The 17,730-nt window shown below is 66.4% G+C and carries 19 protein-coding genes; 7 read left to right on the top strand and 12 right to left on the bottom strand.

The genetic code is table 11. The features are described from left to right. Positions 1-36: 36 nt before the first annotated feature. Genes CAPI_RS08420 through CAPI_RS08410 form a run of 3 tightly spaced genes read left to right on the top strand, consistent with a single transcriptional unit; the run spans position 37 to position 2,040 of the window. Entirely contained in the window at positions 37-504 is a 468-nt protein-coding gene (locus CAPI_RS08420; protein WP_040357011.1) for an NUDIX domain-containing protein, read from the top strand. Further along, a complete protein-coding gene (locus tag CAPI_RS08415; RefSeq protein WP_018018205.1) occupies positions 501-1,388 on the top strand; it encodes an ABC transporter ATP-binding protein in 888 nt (295 codons plus the stop codon). The genes CAPI_RS08420 and CAPI_RS08415 overlap by 4 nt, the downstream gene beginning before the upstream one ends. Further along, positions 1,381-2,040 carry an ABC transporter permease gene (locus tag CAPI_RS08410; protein WP_018018204.1) on the top strand — a complete coding sequence of 220 codons (660 nt, stop codon included), beginning with the start codon at positions 1,381-1,383 and terminating at the stop codon, positions 2,038-2,040. The genes CAPI_RS08415 and CAPI_RS08410 overlap by 8 nt, the downstream gene beginning before the upstream one ends. Positions 2,041-2,061: 21 nt before the next feature. Here the strand turns inward: CAPI_RS08410 and cls are convergent, their stop codons facing one another. The 4 genes from cls to CAPI_RS08390 are packed head-to-tail and all read right to left on the bottom strand — an operon-like array spanning position 2,062 to position 5,871. After that, the gene (gene cls, locus CAPI_RS08405; RefSeq protein WP_018018203.1) at positions 2,062-3,540 is read right to left on the bottom strand and encodes a cardiolipin synthase; all 1,479 of its coding nucleotides are present in this window, start codon (positions 3,538-3,540) and stop codon (positions 2,062-2,064) included. Further along, positions 3,537-4,328 (bottom strand): exodeoxyribonuclease III, encoded by a 792-nt coding sequence (locus CAPI_RS08400; protein WP_018018202.1) that lies wholly within the window; start codon positions 4,326-4,328, stop codon positions 3,537-3,539. Before CAPI_RS08400 ends, cls begins: the two co-directional genes overlap by 4 nt. A 9-nt stretch (positions 4,329-4,337) precedes the next feature. Continuing rightward, the gene (locus tag CAPI_RS08395) at positions 4,338-5,297 is read right to left on the bottom strand and encodes an N-acetylglutamate synthase, CG3035 family (protein ID WP_018018201.1); all 960 of its coding nucleotides are present in this window, start codon (positions 5,295-5,297) and stop codon (positions 4,338-4,340) included. Position 5,298: 1 nt separating this feature from the next. Continuing rightward, positions 5,299-5,871, bottom strand: coding sequence for a peptide deformylase (locus tag CAPI_RS08390; protein ID WP_018018200.1), 573 nt, complete (start codon positions 5,869-5,871; stop codon positions 5,299-5,301). A gap of 16 nt (positions 5,872-5,887) precedes the next feature. Here CAPI_RS08390 and CAPI_RS08385 point away from each other — a divergent pair, with 16 nt between their 5' ends. Genes CAPI_RS08385 through CAPI_RS08375 form a run of 3 tightly spaced genes read left to right on the top strand, consistent with a single transcriptional unit; the run spans position 5,888 to position 8,010 of the window. Next, positions 5,888-6,112: a DUF3263 domain-containing protein gene (locus CAPI_RS08385; RefSeq protein ID WP_018018199.1), complete on the top strand. Its 225-nt coding sequence runs from the start codon at positions 5,888-5,890 to the stop codon at positions 6,110-6,112. Between the two features lie 10 nt (positions 6,113-6,122). After that, entirely contained in the window at positions 6,123-6,860 is a 738-nt protein-coding gene (locus CAPI_RS08380) for a LytR C-terminal domain-containing protein (protein WP_018018198.1), read from the top strand. Between the two features lie 10 nt (positions 6,861-6,870). Beyond that, positions 6,871-8,010 carry a glutamate--cysteine ligase gene (locus tag CAPI_RS08375; RefSeq protein WP_018018197.1) on the top strand — a complete coding sequence of 380 codons (1,140 nt, stop codon included), beginning with the start codon at positions 6,871-6,873 and terminating at the stop codon, positions 8,008-8,010. Here CAPI_RS08375 and CAPI_RS08370 read toward each other — a convergent pair. Genes CAPI_RS08370 through CAPI_RS08340 form a run of 7 tightly spaced genes read right to left on the bottom strand, consistent with a single transcriptional unit; the run spans position 8,007 to position 14,788 of the window. Further along, positions 8,007-8,408 (bottom strand): monovalent cation/H(+) antiporter subunit G, encoded by a 402-nt coding sequence (locus CAPI_RS08370; protein ID WP_018018196.1) that lies wholly within the window; start codon positions 8,406-8,408, stop codon positions 8,007-8,009. The genes CAPI_RS08375 and CAPI_RS08370 overlap by 4 nt on opposite strands. After that, on the bottom strand, positions 8,405-8,683 hold the full coding sequence (locus CAPI_RS08365) for a monovalent cation/H+ antiporter complex subunit F (protein ID WP_018018195.1): 279 nt from the start codon (positions 8,681-8,683) through the stop codon (positions 8,405-8,407). Before CAPI_RS08365 ends, CAPI_RS08370 begins: the two co-directional genes overlap by 4 nt. 2 nt (positions 8,684-8,685) lie before the next feature. Beyond that, positions 8,686-9,195: a Na+/H+ antiporter subunit E gene (locus CAPI_RS08360; protein ID WP_018018194.1), complete on the bottom strand. Its 510-nt coding sequence runs from the start codon at positions 9,193-9,195 to the stop codon at positions 8,686-8,688. Further along, entirely contained in the window at positions 9,195-10,847 is a 1,653-nt protein-coding gene (locus tag CAPI_RS08355; protein WP_018018193.1) for a Na+/H+ antiporter subunit D, read from the bottom strand. The genes CAPI_RS08360 and CAPI_RS08355 overlap by 1 nt, the downstream gene beginning before the upstream one ends. Next, positions 10,840-11,334, bottom strand: a complete 495-nt coding sequence (locus CAPI_RS08350; RefSeq protein WP_018018192.1) for a Na(+)/H(+) antiporter subunit C — start codon at positions 11,332-11,334, stop codon at positions 10,840-10,842. The genes CAPI_RS08355 and CAPI_RS08350 overlap by 8 nt, the downstream gene beginning before the upstream one ends. Beyond that, positions 11,335-14,235 (bottom strand): Na+/H+ antiporter subunit A, encoded by a 2,901-nt coding sequence (locus CAPI_RS08345; protein ID WP_018018191.1) that lies wholly within the window; start codon positions 14,233-14,235, stop codon positions 11,335-11,337. A 52-nt stretch (positions 14,236-14,287) separates the two neighbouring features. Continuing rightward, complete coding sequence (locus CAPI_RS08340) at positions 14,288-14,788, bottom strand: hypothetical protein (RefSeq protein ID WP_018018190.1); 501 nt, start codon at positions 14,786-14,788, stop codon at positions 14,288-14,290. Between the two features lie 281 nt (positions 14,789-15,069). Here CAPI_RS08340 and CAPI_RS08335 point away from each other — a divergent pair, with 281 nt between their 5' ends. Continuing rightward, positions 15,070-15,879, top strand: a complete 810-nt coding sequence (locus tag CAPI_RS08335; RefSeq protein ID WP_156806955.1) for a putative endonuclease domain-containing protein — start codon at positions 15,070-15,072, stop codon at positions 15,877-15,879. A gap of 444 nt (positions 15,880-16,323) precedes the next feature. Here CAPI_RS08335 and CAPI_RS08330 read toward each other — a convergent pair whose 3' ends face one another. Beyond that, positions 16,324-17,664: a dipeptidase gene (locus CAPI_RS08330; protein WP_018018188.1), complete on the bottom strand. Its 1,341-nt coding sequence runs from the start codon at positions 17,662-17,664 to the stop codon at positions 16,324-16,326. Between the last annotated feature and the right edge of the window lie 66 nt (positions 17,665-17,730).

The following is a 17,730-nucleotide window of genomic DNA, read 5'->3' as shown; positions in this document are numbered from 1 at the left end:
CCCGCCGAACGTCCGGGTGTGCCTATTGTGGGGGCTATGTTAGGCGACGGCAACGGGTGGGTCGAGGGCCCCGACGGCACGAAGATGTGGGGCAAGTTCGGTGCGGCTGGCCTGTTCTTGCAGGCCGGGGACCTCATTCTTCTGCAGCATCGCTCCCTGTGGACAGCGCAGGGAGGCACGTGGGGCTTGCCGGGCGGGGCGCGGGACTCCCACGAGACCGTCGCCGAGGCCGCGCTGCGCGAGGCCGTCGAGGAATGCACTCTCGATACCAGCCTCGTCGAGGTGTGCGACGAGCTCGTAACCGCGGGCCCCTTCGCCTCCGGGTGGACGTATACAACCGTCATCGCGGTCACCTCGACGGGCCGCCCGATCCCCGTCGAGGCCAACGAGGAAAGCAAGGAGCTGCGCTGGGTCCCCGTCGCGCAGCTGCGCGACCTCCCGTTGCACCCGGGTTTCGACGCCTCTTTGGACACCCTCCTCGCCCGCACCGGACGCACAGCATGATCGACGTCCGTGAGCTGAGCAAAACATACGGGCGCGCCCGCGCGGTGGACAACCTCACGTTCACGGTCGAGCCGGGCGCGGTGACGGGTTTCCTTGGCCCCAACGGCGCAGGAAAATCAACCACGATGCGCATCATCGTGGGCCTCGACGCGCCGACCTCGGGCAGCGCTCTTATCGACGGCCTCAGGTACCGCGACCTCCCCCACCCGGCCCGCACCGTCGGCGCGGTCCTCGACGCCACAGCAGCCCACCCCGGCCGCACCGCTTACAACACGCTCCTGTGGCAGGCGCACGCGGCGGGGATACCGCGCGCCCGCGTGGACGAGGTCCTCGACCTCGTGGGACTCAGCTACGCCGCCGGCAAGCGCGTCGGTGGTTTCTCCCTCGGCATGCATCAGCGCCTCGGCATCGCCTCCGCCCTGCTGGGAGACCCCTCGGTCCTCGTCCTCGACGAGCCGATCAACGGCCTCGACCCGGAGGGAATCCGCTGGGTGCGCACGCTCCTGCGGGAGTTGGCCAGCGAGGGCCGCACCGTCCTCGTCTCGTCGCACGCGCTCGCGGAGATGGCGCAGACCGCGCAGCGGCTCGTGGTGATCGACCGGGGTCGGCTCGTCGCCGATACTTCGGTTGACCAGTTCGTGGACGCGTATGCGTCGACAAGCGTGTATGTCCGCGCGGCCGCCCCCGACCTCCTCGCCTCCGCGCTGGACGCGGAGGGCATCGCGTACGCCCGCGCGGGCGCTGGGTTTAGCATCCGGGGCCGCACGGCGGAGGAGATCGGGGCGGTGGCCTTCGCCCACCGCGTCCAGCTTGCCGAGCTCAGCGAGCACCACGCGTCCCTCGAGGACGCCTACCTTCACTCCACCGAGGACGACCGTGCTTAACCTCACTCGCTCCGAACTGACCAAACTGCGCACCACGGCCGCCCCGTGGTGGACCTCCGGCCTGATCATTGCCGCCGGAGCCCTTGTCGGGTTCGCCTTTGGTGGTGGCCAGGGCTTCTGGATGCCCGCCTCCACGATCATCCTGTCTGTCGGGCTGGCGATATCCCCGCTCGTCATCGTTCAATCCGCCATGGCTGTAGCCACCGAATACCGCTACGGCATCCCCAGCGTGACCTACCGGATCACCCCTGCGCGGTGGAAAGTCGCGCTGGTCAAACTCGTTGCGTCCGCGGTCCTCTCCGCCGGGTGCGCGTTCCTCGCCGAAGCACTCGCTTTTTCGCTTGCCGACGCACCACGTGCCGACCTAGGGCGACTCCCCCTCGTGGCCGCAGCGGTCACCCTCCTCACACAGGGTGTGGCCTGGCTGCTGCGCAACACCGCCGGGGCGGTCACCACGGTCCTTGCCCTGCAGTTCGTCCTTGAGGCCGTCGTGCGCATGACCCCGGGCGAGGGGATTGACAGGTACACGCCCTTCTTTAACGTCTCTACCTTCCTATTCAACGGCAGCTGGTCCTCCTTGGGCATTGTCACCGCGTGGGCTGCCGTGGCATGGGTCGCGGGGGTCGTGCTTTTAGAGCTGCGCGACGCCTGAGCCGGGGTGGACACCCCACGTCTACTGCAGTGCGGACGTCAGTTTCATGACGTTGTCCACGTACTTCCGGTACCAGGGTCGCCGGTTCCACCGCGCGAGGGTGAGCTCGCGGGAGACGCTCATGTATGTGGTGGCGAGGTCGGCGAGGTCGGTGAGGAGCGGGCCGCGCGCCACGAAGAGCGAGTTTTCGTAGTTCAGGGTGAAAGATCGCATGTCCATGTTGGAGGACCCGATCACGGCGACGCTGGAGACGAGGCCGGGGTCCGCGAGGGCGAACTTCGTGTGCAAGACGTAGGGGGCGGGGAACTCCCAGATGTGCACGCCGGCGTCGAGAAGCTGCTCGTAGTAGGCGGATTGTGCGTGCTCGACCATGAACTGGTCTGCCTTTTCCCCGACGAGGAGGTCGACGCGGACGCCGCGGTAGCACGCGGTTGTGATGGCGTCGAGGAGGGTGTCGTCGGGGACGAAGTAGGGCGAGCAGAGAATGAGGCGCTGCCGGGCATGGTGCATGATCGTGGTGAACATGCGGAGGTTCGGTTCGGTCTGATAGCCGGGCCCGGAGGGGACGAGCTGGACGATGTTGACGTCGGGGGCGTCGAGGTCGGCGGCAGGGGTTGGCGGGTGGAGCTCGATGAGCTCGTCGGACTCGGTGTACCAGTCCACGGCAAACATGTACTCAAGCGAGGTGACAATCGGCCCCTCGAGCTCGACGAAGGCGTCGATCCACTGGCGGTGCGCGCGGAGGTGGCGGCGTAGGAGGTAGCCGCGGTCGATGAGGTTGAGGCTGCCCAGGTAGCCAACGCGGCCGTCGATGACCACAACCTTGCGGTGGTTGCGCAGGTCGGGGCGCCGCCACCGGAGGCGCAACGGGTCTACGGGGAGCATGAGGTGCCAGTGCACGCCGATCTCGTCCAGGTGCTTCTTCATCTTTCGGAAACCGGGGTACTTACGGGACCCGATGTGATCGAGCAAGAGGCGGACGTGTACACCGCGCTTGACGGCGCGCTCCATCGCGTCGAAGACGGGAGCGGTGGTGGTATCCCAGGCCACGGCGTAAATCTCGATGTCGACGTAGTGCTGCGCGGTGTCGATGAGATCGGCGATGCGCGCTATGGCGAGGTCGTAGTCCGACCAGAGCCGCGGCGCGTGAGCGTAGACCGCGGGGAACCCGGTGAGGGTGCGGTGCAGGCGCACCATGGCCTCCACCTCGTCGGACTCGATCGCGCCCGCGGGGTAGTCGGGGATCTCGGCGTGGACGTTAGCCAGCGCGTCGTTGGCGTCCTGCTGGATGCGGTGGCGGCGGCGCGACATCCACGCCGAGCCCATGAGCAGGTAGAGGGGCAAGCCGATGACGGGCACGAGCAGGATGAGCAGCAGCCACGCGTTCGCGCTGGATGGGCGCCGATTGGCGGGGACGACGCCGATCATGACGAACTTGATGCCGTATTCGAGCACCATGAAGGCGAATTGCCAGAGCGAAATGTCGAGGGCGAGGCTCATCGGACGTCGTCAAGCGTGAGGTCCGTCGTGTCATAGTCGGCGATCACGGGCGCGTGATCGCTGGCCCCCTTCCCGCGCCGCTCGGCGGTGTCGACCCACGCGTGTGCTAATCGACGCCCCATGGTCGCCGTGACCAGTTGGAAGTCGATCAGCATGCCCTCGTTCTTCTGGAAGCGCAGGGACTTGTAATCCCAGAATGAGTAGGGGTCGTCGTGGGTGACCTGGGTGAGCCCGGCTTCGAGAAGCATCTGGAAGGCGGCGCGCTCGGGCTCGGTGACGTGGGTCTTTCCCTCGAACCATGCGATGTCCCAGACGTCCTCGTCACGGGGGGCGATGTTGTAGTCACCGCAATAGACCTGCGGGGCGTTCGGGTCGACCTGATCCGCGAGGGAGTAGAGGAACTGGAGCTTGTAGTTGTAGTGCGCGTCGGTGATGCTGCGGCCGTTGGGGACGTACAGGCTCCACACGTCCACTCCGCCGCAGGTGGCGCCGACTGCGCGGGCTTCGACGGTGGGGTCACCGGTTTTGGCGAAGGAGGGCTGCATGTCGAAGTGGTCGCGGACGTTGTCGAGGCCGACGCGGCTGGCGATGGCCACGCCGTTCCACTGGGAGTAGCCGACGTGGGCGACGTCATAACCCAGGGCGGCGAAGGTGGAGTAGGGGAACTTGTCGTCCTGGACCTTTGTTTCCTGCATGGCGAGCACGTCGATGTTCTCGCGTTCGAGGAAGGCGGCGACGCGCTCGGCCCGGCTGCGGACCGAGTTCACGTTCCAGGTGGCGATGCGCATGGATACACCCTAACCCAAGCGGGCGTAGCGGTGCCGGTGGTGCTCTGTGAAACCGATTTTCGTGTACATCCCGATCGCGGCGTCGTTGGAGGCGAGGGTTTGTAGGTAGGCACCGGCGGCGCCTTCCGCTTTGCCCCAGGCGAGGAGGCTGCGGGTCAGTTCGGTGCCGAGGCCGCGGCGCCGGTAGTCAGGGTGGACCTCGACGGCGGAGTAACCCAACCAGAGGCGCCCGTCGTGGGAGGTGGTCAGCGTCGCGCGGGTGATAGCGGCGGTCCGGTCGTCCTCGACGAGGCGGGCGAAGGCGATGCGCCCGTCGATGCTCTTCGCCAGCGCGAGGACGGCCTCGGCGGGGAGGTCGAGGCCGCGGTAGTGGTACATCGACAGCCACGCATCATCGGGGGCGTCGTCGATGCGGAAGCGCGGGCTGGGGTCTGCGAGGTCGGTGAGTGGGTGGGTCATGACCAGGATGTCTTCGCCCACCGTCCAGTGCTCGTCCAGCACCGTGAGCGCGGGTTTGCCGATGCGTTCGGGGATGAGCAACTGGACGGGCTGTCCCCGCTCGGCGTAGAAGCGCTTCAAAGCGTCGAGGGGGACGGGAGTAAACCCGGCGCTGTGTCCGATCGGAACGGCGGAGTTGGAGCGCTCCGCGATGTCTGCGCCCGAGCGGGCGAGCCAGCCGTCGATAAGCTGCTGCTCGTGCCCGGGAAACGCCTTGGCGGTGGCCGTTTCGATGGCGCGGATGTCCGAGTTCCGCACGGTGCGCGGGGACAGCTTCTTGAGGACGTGCACGTCCCCCACCTCAATCGCGTCCTTCGAAGAGGGCAGCCCGCCAACCTTCTGGGGCCGGAGGACCAGCGGGTCGACCGAGACGACGTGGCCGATGATGTCGCTGGCTTGTTCGCCGCGGACACGCCGGGCGACGACTCTGTCGCCGGGCCGGATCTCCTCCGAGCGGAAGAACCCGGGCATCCTAGTGCCCGAACGGGTCTTCGTCGACACCCGGGAGCCAGGTCAGGCCCGGCTCGGTCCACCCGTTCGCTTTGATGGCGCGCTTCGCTTCGCGCTTGTACCGCCCGATGAGGACGTCGGTGTAGACAAAGCCGTCGAGGTGGCCGACCTCGTGCTGCAAGCAGCGGGCGAAGAACCCCTCGCCCTCAACCTCGACGGGCTCGCCGTTTTCGTCGAGGCCGGTGACCTTGGCCCAGCTCGCGCGGCCGGTTGGCCAGCCTTCACCGGGAACGGAGAGGCATCCCTCGTCGTCCTCGCCGTCGTCGCGGGGCATGGTTTTGGGGATCTCGCTGGTCTCGAGCACCGGGTTGATCACGGTGCCGCGGCGCATGGTCTCCCCGTCGGGGCAGTGGTAGACGAACAATCGCAGCGGAACGCCCACCTGGTTTGCGGCAAGTCCGACACCGTGCGCGGCGTCCATCGTCTCGTGCATGTCGGCGATGAGCTCACGCAGCTCCTCCACGGGCTGCTCAACCAGCTTGGTGGGGGTGTGGAGGACCGGGTCGCCGTGGATCACGATGGGTCGAATTGTCATGCCTAGTATATTAGGCATGCTCTCCCCGGACGATTTAGCGGTGCTCGATTTCGAGGCCTCTGCGCCCCGCGGCCTCGGCGCGAAAGAGGAGGCGATCCGCACGCAGCTGGGGCTCACCCCCGTGCGGTACTACCAGCGGTTGAACGTCCTGCTCGACTCGCCCGATGCGCTCGCGCAGCGCCCCCAGCTCATTCGCAGGTTGCAACGGCTTCGCGACGCCCACGTACCACCTATCGACTAATGTTACGGATGTGACTGATGTGAACAATGAGCACGATAACCACGCTAACGAGGAGTACAGCGGCTCCCACCGCGTCGCTGAAGATTCCCAGGCCGCCGGCAGCACCGCCGTGGCTGCGGGTGGGTTGCCCAAGCGCGGCCTGGCGATGGTGCTCATCGCCGTCGCCGCCATCCTCCTGCTCTGGGGCCTCTACGCCTTGACCGCGGACAAGGGCGGTGAGACGACCGCGCAGAGCAGCGCGACTACGGCCGCCACCGCCCCCGGGTCGGCGAGCGCAAGCGGGAACGCGCAGTCGTCCAGTGCTTCCGCGACGGCGACGAGCCCCGCGCCGGCCACCGCGCCCGCCACCACGCCTGCACAGGCGCCCGCGCAGGCCACCGGAGAGGGCCTGACCGGGGGCCTGACCGGGGGCCTGACTAGGGCGAACGCGCAGGTGCTGGTGTACAACAACTCCGCCGTACCGGCCCGCGCCAGCGAGACCGCCCGCGAGCTGAGCACGCAGTACACCGTAGCCAACCAGTCCGCCGACGCCGCGGCAATGAACCTGCCGGAACAGCAGTACGGCGTCTTCGACACGACCTACGTGTTCTACAACCCCTCGGTCGCGGGTGCCGGAGAGGTCGCGGCGGACGTCGCGAAGCACGTGGGCGGAACCGCGCGCGCGGTGACCGACCTGCCCGCGGGGGCGTCTCTGCCCGGCGCCGCAACGGCGAATGGAAACGCCGTGACGGTGGTCCTGGCGGGTTAAACTTTCGCGCATGGACCAGTTCCGCGACTTCAACCGCTCCCCCGCGCCGACATTGGGCGTCGAGTGGGAGGTCGGCATCGTCGACCCGACAACGCGGGACCTCGTTCCGCGCGCGGGCGAGGTGATCGCCGAGGTCGCGGGCCGCCACCCCGACCTGCACCTGGAACGAGAGTTCCTGCAAAACACCGTTGAGTTGGTCACGCCGGTGTGCCGCAACGCCGGAGAGGCGGTGCGCTATCTCACCGACGTAACGGGCAAGGTCCGGGAGGTCGTGGAGGAGGAAGGCCTGCGGTTGTGGGCCAGCGGCGGCCACCCGTTTTCGGATTTCCGCACCCAGCCGCTCAGCCCCAAGGAGACCTACCGGGAGATCATCAACCGGACCCAATATTGGGGGCAGCAAATGCTGCTGTGGGGAGTGCACTGCCACGTGGGCATCCGGCACGAGGACCGGGTGTGGCCCATCATCAACGCGGTGATGACCAAATATCCGCACCTGTTGGCCATCAGTGCCTCCAGCCCGGGCTGGGAGGGGTTGGATACGGGGTACGCGTCGAATAGAACGATGCTCTACCAGCAACTTCCCACGGCGGGTATGCCCTACCAGTTTGCCAGCTGGGACGACTGGGTCCAGTTCATGACGGACCAGCGCACCTCGGGCGTGATCAACCACACGGGCAGCATGCACTTCGACGTCCGCCCCGCCGCGAAGTGGGGCACCATCGAGGTGCGGATTTCGGACGCGACGAGCAACCTGCGCGAGCTCGCGGCCCTCGTCGCGTTGACCCACTGCCTCGTTGTGCACTTCGACCGCATGATCGACCGCGGCGAGGACCTACCCTCCCTCCAGCCGTGGCACGTCGCCGAGAACAAGTGGCGCGGCGCGCGCTACGGGCTCGAGGCCCTTGTCATCGTCTCGCGGGAGACGGAGGAGCGGTGGGTGACAGAAGAGCTCGCCCAGCTTGTCGACGACCTCGCGCCCGTGGCCGACGAGCTCGGCTGCGCAGAGGAGCTCGCGCTCGTCCTCGAAATCCTCGAGTGTGGCGCCGGCTACCAGCGCCAGCGCCGCCTGTTCCAGAAGACGGGGGACTGGCGCGACGTCGTCGACGCCACCTGCCACGACCTCGTCGACCTCACCTGGGAGAAGAGCTAGGACCCCCACGCCGGCGGGTCGGTGCGCTGCGGGTAGTACGGCGCGGGGCGCTCGTTGACCGTGATGGCGTCGTCGCCGCCGTAGAGACCCTCGCGCCGCGCGACGCGGGAGAGGCGCTGCGCTGTCACCGGATTGGTCATCAGGGCGAACACGACCAAGAGCAGGAGGATTCCCGCGTCGCCACGCTGGTGGACGCCGAAGTCGGGGTGGGAGACGAGGCGGATGAGGGTGCCCGCTACGAGTAGCACCAGGCCGGTGGTCTGGGGTTTCGTGATCGCGTGGATGCGCGCCATCGTGGAGGGGAAGCGGACCACTCCGACGGCGGCGGAAAACACCATGAACGCGCCGGGGAGGATGAGCAGAAGCGAGATGATGTCGGCGAGCAGATGAATATTCATTGGGAACCGTCCCTCTTTCTAAAGCGCGCAACAGACAGGGTAGAGATGAACCCGAGTAGGGCGATGACCATCATGACGTCGACAACCGTGGTATCCAGCGTCCAGGCGATGTAGAGGGCGAGGACGCACTGCAGCGAGGCGGTGATCCCGTCGCTGCTGATCACGCGGTCGAGCGAGTCGGGGCCGACGATGAGGCGCCAGCAGAGAATGAAAAACCCCACGGTGAGGAAGACCGCGGCGATGCCGAGGAAGGCGGTGTAGTAGGTCGGGTCCACGTTTACCTCTTACTTTCGTAAATCGCGATCATCTGTCGCTCCAGCTTGGCCACGGCCTTCCTCTCCCGCTCGCGGTCGGCCTCGGTCTCACCGTCGAGGACGTGGATAGTCCACTCGCGGTTGGCGATGTCGATGTCCGTGACGGAACCACCGGGTTGGAGGTTATATGCGCACGCGGCGAGGTAGAACACGAGCTCGCTTTGGACGCGCATGGGCACCCGCAGGATCGCGTTGCGCGGGGGCCGCTGGGGTCGCAGCGCAAGCCACGCCACCTTGGCCGAGGACGTGAGCAGGTCACCGGCCCACTCGACGATGAAGCGCAGCAACCTGCCCACGCGCACCTTGTTGCCGGTCCGCGGCACCGGGGGGAGCGGCAGGGCGAGGACAATCAGAGAACCCAGCAGGGCGCCGCCGATGATGTTCGCCCACGACACCTCCCCCTGTAGCAGGCACCACATGAGCGTCAGCCACAGGACGAAGGAGCCGCGAAAACGGTGTGAGAAACCGCGCATTACCGGTCCCCCTCGTTGAGTGTGCGGGTGGGCTCGTCGTAACCAGGCTTGAGCACCGCGTCCCGGTAGACCGCGCTGTCGCTGGCGGATTCGGCAGCGCGGTCGGTGATAGCGGAGATTGGCCCCGCGAGCACGGTGATGGCCAGGGAGGCGGCCACTAGGGTTGAGGTGGACAGGAGCATGCCCACGGGCAGGGTGCCGACGTCATCGCGCTCTGCCACTGGGACGGTCTCGTGGACGTCGGAAAGCGCGGACGGCCGCGCGAGCGCGAACTCTCCCTCGGGCGCGTCGGCGCGGTCCCGGAGGAACCCCTTCGACCAGACGAGGACCATGACGTAGAGGGTGAGAAGCGAGGTGACCACCGCACCGGCGATGAGGACCCAGCTCAGCCAGGAACCCTCGTTCGCGCCGGCCTCTAGCAGCATGATCTTGCCCAGGAAGCCAGAGAACGGCGGGATGCCACCCAAGTTGAGCGCGGGGATGAAGTAGAGCACGGCGATCGCGGGGGCGGTGTAGAGCAGGGAGCCGAGGCGGCGCATTTGGGAAGTCCCGGCTTGTCGCTCGATGAGCCCGATGACCAAGAAGAGGGACGTCTGCACCAAAATGTGGTGCACGGCGTAGAAGATCGCGCCGGACATCCCGTCCACCGTGCCCAACGCTACGCCGAAGATCATGTACCCGATGTGGCTGACCAGCGTGAACGAGACGAGTCGCTTGATTTCCGTCTGGGCGAGGGCGCCAAGGATGCCCACGATCATGGTGGCCAGCGCCACCCACATCAACAGGGTGTCCAGCGCGCCGTCGGTGAAAATAGTCAGGCGCATCCGGATGATGGAATACACGCCCACCTTGGTTAGCAGCCCGGCGAACACCGCCGTGACCAGGGACGCCGCGGTGGGGTAGGAGTCCGGCAGCCACGCGTCGAGGGGGAAGACGGCGGCCTTGATGCCGAAGGCGACGAGCAGGGTGGCGAAGATCGCGGCGCGGGTGCCGGCCGGGATGCCCTCCATCCGCATCCCGATCTGCGCCATGTTCATCGTGCCCACCGAGGCGTACACCAGCGCCAGGGCGATGATGAAGATCATCGAGGAGGCGAGAGACACCATTACGTAGCTGATCCCGGAGCGCACGCGCGCGGGGGAGGCCCCCAGGGTGAGCAGGATGTAGGAGGCGACGAGGAAGATCTCGAACCCGACGTAGAGGTTGAACAGGTCCCCGGCCACGAACGCTAGGTTCACGCCCATGGACAGCAGCATGTAGGTGGGCAGGAAGACGGCGACCGGGTCGTCATCGTCGCCGTCGCGAAGTCCCTGCGAGATGCCGTACCACATGACGGCGAAGAGCACGATGGCGGACACAAGCAGCACGATCCCGGAGAGCCGGTCCACCACCAGCGTGATGCCCACGGGCGCGTCCCAGCCTCCCAGCTGCACGGTTTGGATTCCGCACACGTCCGCGATGAGCAGCAGCGTGCCGGCGGAAGCCGCGAGGGCGAGGAGGACAACGAAGGCCACGGTGCGCTGGAAGGTCACCGCCTTGCCCGCCACGAGGATGACGGCGGCGGCGATGGCGGGCCCGATGACCATCAGCGGGATGAGGTAGGGCGCGGCGGGCAGGGCCCAGTGCGCGTACGCGATGAGCTGGCTAGTCATGGGGCGCCTCCATCGCGCTGTCCGGAGAGTCGCGGAACGTGCGGGGGCTGACACTGTCGCGTATCGCCTGTGCGCGCTCGGCCTCAGTCGGGCCGGGCTCCTCGCTGTCCACGGACGTGTTCGCGGGCCGCGAGGCGACCGCCACGTCTTCCTCGTCGCGTTCGATGACGTCGACGGTGCGGTAGCGGTACTGCCTGTAGGCCAGGGCCAGCATAAACGCCACCATCGCCATGGAGATCACGATGGCGGTAAGCACCATCCCCTGCGCCAGCGGGTCGGCGATGTGATCCCCGTATAGCGTGCTCTCGCGTTCTAGCACGGGCGGAGAGCCCGCCTGCCCGCCGGCCTGCAGAAGCAGCAAGTTGGCACCGTTGCCCAGCAGCAGCACACCGAGGATCATCCTGGTCATCGACTTGTCCAGCATGAGGTACACCCCGCACGTCACGAGCACGCCCGCGCCGATAAGTAAGAACAGGTTCGCTTCCATCTAGGTGGCCCCTTCGCTTCTCGACGCCCTGCGCGCCGCCTTCTCCTTCAACTTCTGCGCCCTGTCGCGCGCGCGTTCCTTGCGGGCGTCTTCCTCGCTGTCGATGTGCGCGCCGACCGAGGTGAGGATGTGCATGCTCAGCCCTATGACGATGAGGTAGACGCCGGCGTCGAAAAGAAGGGCCGAGGTGATGGTGACCGGGCCGATGAGGGGAAGGTCCGGCTCAATGTACCCCGTGGTCAGGGGCGGGTACCCCAGCAGCATCGGGGCGAGTGCCGTGGCCGCCGAGACGAATAGGCCCGTGCCCAGGATTTTCGCCGGGTCGATGGGCAGGGCGACCTCGATTTCCTGGCGGCCTCCGGCGAGGTAGCGCAGAGAGAACGCCAGCGCCGCGACGAGCCCGCCGGCGAAGCCGCCACCGGGCGCGTTGTGCCCGCCGAAGAAGAAGTAGAGGGACAGCATCATCATCGAGGGGAAGAGAATGCGCGTGGCCACGTCCACCATGAGCGAGCGGTTCTGCGCGGTTTCGGACTGCGTCCCGGCCGCCAGCCATCGCGGCGCGGTGGACAGCAGCACGGGGCGGCGCGACTCTCTGTCGAAGGAGCCCGTGCCGAAGATCAGGCTGGCCACGCCGGTCGCCGCGATGACCAGCACGGATATCTCGCCCAGGGTGTCCCCCGCGCGCAGGTCGACGAGCAGCACGTTGACGGCGTTGCGCCCGTGCCCAATGTGATAGGCCAGATCAGGCATCACCGCTGAGATGGGCTGGGTGCTGCGCGCGGAGATGGCGGTCATGGCCACCACGACCACGGAGACACCCACGCCGATGGACAGCCACGCCCGCAAGCGGTTGTCGCCTTGACGCGGGGTGTCCGTGGGCATCTTGCGCAGTACCAGCATGAACACGACCATGACGATCGTCTCCACCAGCGCCTGCGTCAGAGCCAAGTCGGGTGCGCCGTGCAGGGCGAACAGTAGTGCTAGGGAGAACCCGGTCAGGCCGACCAGAATCACGCCGGAGAGCCGGTTGCGCTGCACGGTGGCCGCGACGGCGATGAAGCACATAAATACCACGGTCGTGCCCTGCCAGGGGCTGTCCCACAGGATCATGCGGATCGAGTTGCTCGGGCCCAGCACGAGCGCCGCCAGCGGGAGGAACGCGAGCACGAAGAAAATGACAGCGAGGTTGCCCGTGAGCGAACCGCGCTGCGTCGAGGCGGTCAGGCGCAGCGACACCTTGCTCAACGTGATAATGATCGCGTCCCACACCGCGTCCGCGCTGCCCAGCGCGGGTTGTTCAAATTGCGCCCTGGCCACGACGGCGCGCTGCCAGAACATGATCGCGCCCGCACCCACGATCACCACCGTGAGGATCAGCGGGACGGTAATCCCGTGCCACAGCTCGAGCTGATGGGCCTCATCCTCCGGGAAACGCACGTTGAGGTACTCGTTGAACGGCAGCGACAGCCACACCGGGACCAGACCAAACACCACGGTCGCCGCGGTGAGGACTGCCGGTGGAAGCCACAGTGGCACGCTCACGCGGTGCATGTTATCGACGGCCTCAGACACGCCACCCTTATCAGCGAACGCCCCGTGCAGGAAGTAGAGCGAATAGGCCATGGTGAGCACGGATCCGACGACGAGGCCGATCAACGTCAGCCCACCCGGCATACCCACCAGCAGCTGCTCGTGCAGCACCGCGTCCAGCGCCGCCTCTTTGGCCACGAAACCCAGCAGGGGCGGGATTCCGGCCATTGACGCCGCTGAAATCACCGCGCACGCAGCAAGCACCGGTTGGCGCCTTCCGAGCCCGGACAGCTCCCTGATGTCGCGGGTGCCCGTGGTGTGGTCGATGGCGCCGACGATCATGAACAGCGCCGCCTTGAACAAGGAGTGCCCGAACGTCAACGCGAGCCCCGCCAGCGTCGCCTCCCGCGAGCCGATGCCGATGACGGCCGTGATAAACCCCAGCTGGGAGACCGTTCCATATGCCAGGATGAGCTTCAGATCGGTCTGCTTCAGCGCCATCCACCCGCCGAGCAACATGGTGAAGATTCCGGTGCCCAGCACCACGATGTGCCACGTCGTGACTGGTGCGAGGTCGGGCGCTAGCCTGGCCACCAGGTAGATGCCCGCCTTCACCATCGCCGCCGAGTGGAGGTAGGCCGACACGGGCGTCGGCGCCGCCATCGCACCGGGCAGCCAGAAGTGCCACGGGGCCTGGGCGGACTTGGTCAGAGCTCCCAGCATGATCAACACTATCGCTACGGAGATGGCGGGGGTGTCCGAGATACTGTCAGCCGAGGCGAAGCCTGGTAGCTCGGACAGATTCCACACCCCGGTCACGCGTCCCAGGAGCACGATGCCCACCAGCATGGCTAGGCCCCCGAAGGTGGTGATGAGGAGTGCCTGGAGCGCGGCGCGTCGGGACGCTTGTTTCTCGCCGTAGTACCCCACGAGTAGGAAAGAAAGGACCGAGGTCAGCTCCCAAAAGACGTACATGAGCAGGAGGCTGTCCGCGATGACCAGCCCGTACATGGCCGTGGTGAATGCCGTGAGCTCTGCGGCGAAGATAGCCAGCCGTCGCGGGTTGGTGTCAAAGTACCCCCAGCAGTAGAACAGCACAAGCGCACCCACGCCCAGCACAATGAGGCTGAACAAACCCGCCAGCCCATCCAGGCGAAACGCCAGGTCCAAATGGGCGCTGGGCATCCACTCATACGTCGCGCGGACTTCCGCCCCGTGAGCAAACGCGCCGTTATAAAACAGCGACGCCACCCACACGAACCCTGTCAGCGGCACCAGAGCCACCACGGCGAAACCGACCCGCCCCCACGCGCGCAGCAAAAAGGGAGCCAGGGCGGAGGCGGCTATCAGCGCCGCGAGTAAAAGGAGCACGTAATCTGGCCCTTCCTAAATATCGCGTGAGGGCAACGCGGACTACTTTACGCTAGAGATTGCCATAAATGCGCTGGGCTCCCGACGACAACGCCGCCGCCACCGACTGCGCTGGCGTCGAGCCAAACCCGATCGCCCAGCTCTCGCGGCTCTGAATTGCCTGGTGGCGGACCCGAACACAGGTCAGGGTCGCCTCGTGCAGCTCAATTTGGTGGAACGACGCGACCTCGACGTAGCGGCCGTGCTCCGCCAGCAGTTCGCTCACCGCCGCGACAGGCCCGGTTGCGGTAACCTCGCACTCCTCCGTATGGGGCGCTTCCAGCTTCGACGACTTCGTCACCGTCGCGCGGAACGCCATCTTCGCCCAGCACGACTTCTCGACGCCCACCAGCGCAACCTGCAACGTCGGCGCTGGGGCATACGTCGCCATGAACAAGCCCCAGTCCATACCGGTGGCTTCCTCATGCAGGGGGCGGGGAAGTTTGAACGACGTTCGGTAGCGCTCTTGCAGGGGGTCGCGGGTCTGAGTAACAACAGCGGCGTGCATGGTCATAGCAATCCTTCGTGTGGGAGGGGGTGGATGACCGGTCCGTCGAGTTTCTGGGATGTCCTACCGACTACTACCCCGCCCACAGAACCGGCTACATGAGGCCGGGGTGCGTAGCCCGCCGTACTAGGGCTACGTGAAGGGGTGCTAGTGTCATGCCGGTCACATTATCTGGGAGGGGACCGTCCCGCAACCGTTGTGGATAATTTTCTTCCTCGGCCCGGGTTATCCACAGGTTTTGGCTGGGTGTGCTGGCTTTTTTCGGGTGTCTGCGTTTTTCTCAGTGCATGGGGAGGGACGAAGAACTCAAATTAGTTTCCGAGGCGGTGCGCGGGCGGCGATGCGCCGTCGTCACGGGGCCTGCTGCCGCCCGGGTGCGGGGGCTGGGCACCCGTCGGTGGGTGACAAGCGTCGACCTAGTGCTGCGGGGACGCACAAACGCCAAGGCGGGGCGCCCGGGGAAGTCGGTGCGTGTCCGCAGCTACTCGTTGCCAGATGAATTCGTAGAAGTTATCGACGGCATCCCCGTGACCAGCTTGATCCTCACACTCCTGGACACCTACCGCTACTACGGCCGCGTCGACTGCCTCGTAACCCTCGAGGACGCTCGCCGCAAACAACCCAGCCTGACCCAGGAACACCTGCTCTGGCTCGCGTCCACCCTGGGCCCGGCACACGGAATACGCGGCCTGCGAGACCTGATCACCTACTCGACGCATCTCACAGAGAGCGTTTTCGAAACATGCGCCCGCGACAAAGTAATCCGTGCCCGCATCCCGGGCGTGCGCACGGTCGTCCCGCAGGCGCGGGTGAACTACATTTCTCTCGACGGCACACCCCGCGCCGGGCGCGTCGACCTGCTAATCAACGACATCATCGTCATCGAATGCGACGGGCGCCAGTACCACACCCGGGAGATCGAACCTGAGGAGCGGCACCGCGAAAAACAGCTCTTCAACCAGGGATACTTTGTCATCCGGATCGGGTGGCGGGACCTGGACCGACTTCCCCAGCTCGTTGAGCAGGCGCTCCGACGCATCGAGCACGCCGGCGCAGCGATCTCGGGGGCGCGGGGGAAGACTGTTCGGAGGAAGTAGAGCAACGCGCGTGAATCCTGCGTGCTGCTCTTCTTTCGCGCCCCGGAAGTAGAGCAACGTGCGTTTTCACGCTGTTTTTGGCCTGGTTTGTGCGTGTTGCTCTACTTTGGCGTTTCGGGCGCAGGCGAGAAGTAGAGCAACGTGCGTGAATCCTGCGTGCTGCTCTTCTTTCGCGCCCCGGAAGTAGAGCAACGTGCGTTTTCACACTGTTTTTGGCCTGGTTCGGGCGCAGGCGAGAAGTAGAGCAACGCGCGTGAATCCTGCGTGTTGCTCTTCTTTGGCGTCTCGGAAGTAGAGCAACGTGCGTTTTCACGCTGTTTTTGGCCTGGTTTGTGCGTGTTGCTCTACTTTGGCGTCTCGGGCGCAGGCGAGAAGTAGAGCAACGCGCCTGAATCCTGCGTGCTGCTCTTCTTTGACGCCCGGACGCAGGCGAGAAGCGACAAATCAGCGGCCCAGCCGGGTCAGGAATAACGCTTCGGCGACGGAAATGCGCTCGATCTCGGCGGGGTTGACGGATTCGTCGACGCCGTGGATGCCGGCGCGGGGTTCCTCGACGCCGAACAGGGCGATTTCCGCGGAGGGGAACTGCTCGTGGAGTGTCGTGGTGAGGGGGATGGAACCGCCGGATCCGATGTGGGAGACGGAGTCGGTGGTGTAGGCCTCGCGGAGGCACTGGGCGAGCAGGGTGGCGGCGGGGCGTTCGGCATCGGAGGCGAAGGGTTTGTTTACGCCGGCGATGTCGACGTCGACTTTGGCGCCCCAGGGGGTGTGGGCGAGGATGTGGTCGCGCAGCTTGTCGGCAACAAATGCGGCGTCCATGCCTGCGGGAACGCGGAGGTTGAACTGTGCGCAAGCGCGGGGGTTGACGGCGTTGACGGCCTCGGCGACGGGGGTGGAGGTGAAGCCGATCATGGTGATGGCCGGGCGGGCCCAGACCATGTCGGCGGGTTCGTCCTCGACGGTGCCGAGGAGTTGGACGCCTTCGAGGACTCCGGCGTCCTCGCGGAACTGCTCGCGCGGGTAGGGCTCTCCCTCCCACTTGTCCAGGGCGGGGACGCCGTCGATGGTGGTGCGCCCGTGTTCGTCGAAAAGCGAGTTGGCAATGCGGACGAGGGCGTGGGCGGCGTCGGGCGCGGCGCCTCCGAAGTTGCCGGAGTGGACGGCGCCTTCGAGCGTCTCGACGCTCACCGTGACCTGCGCCCCGCCGCGCAGGTGGGTGGTCAGCGTCGGCACACCGTCGGCGACGTTGCCGGTGTCGGCGATGAGGATGACATCGGCGCTAAACAGGGAGGGCTGTTGCTCGATGAGCAGCGAGAGCCCGTCGAGGCCGCCGAGCTCCTCGGAGCCCTCAACGACGACTTTCAGGCCGAGGGGGGTGCCGCCGAGTTCGCGGACGAGGCGCAGGGCCTCGAGGTGCATGGCGATGTTGCCTTTGCAGTCCGCGGCGCCGCGCCCGTACCAGCGGCCGTCGCGTTCGGTAAGGGTGAACGGGTCGCTGGTCCAGGCGGCGGGGTCGCCGGCGGGGACGACGTCGTAGTGTGCGTAGAGCAGCACGGTCGGGGCACCGGCGTCGGGCTCTTTCACGCCGATGATCGTGTCAGCATTATCGACGGTCGCGTGCCGGGTGACGTCCAACCCGAGCTCCTCTAACGCGGCGACGGTCCAGGCACAGGCGGCTTCGTGCTGGTCAGCAAGCGAAGGAACCGAGTGCGGGGAGTTGAAGGACACGAGCGCGGAGAGGTCGGCGAAGATGCGGTCGCGCTGGGGGGTCGGCAAAGTAGTCATGATTCCGAACGTACCGCACCGCTGGCATACAATTCCTATGTCCAAATACTTACAGCTAGGAAGGCC

It is taken from the genome of Corynebacterium capitovis DSM 44611, assembly GCF_030440535.1.
GTDB classification, from domain to species: domain Bacteria; phylum Actinomycetota; class Actinomycetes; order Mycobacteriales; family Mycobacteriaceae; genus Corynebacterium; species Corynebacterium capitovis.
This window is presented reverse-complemented; position numbering and strand designations above follow the sequence as displayed.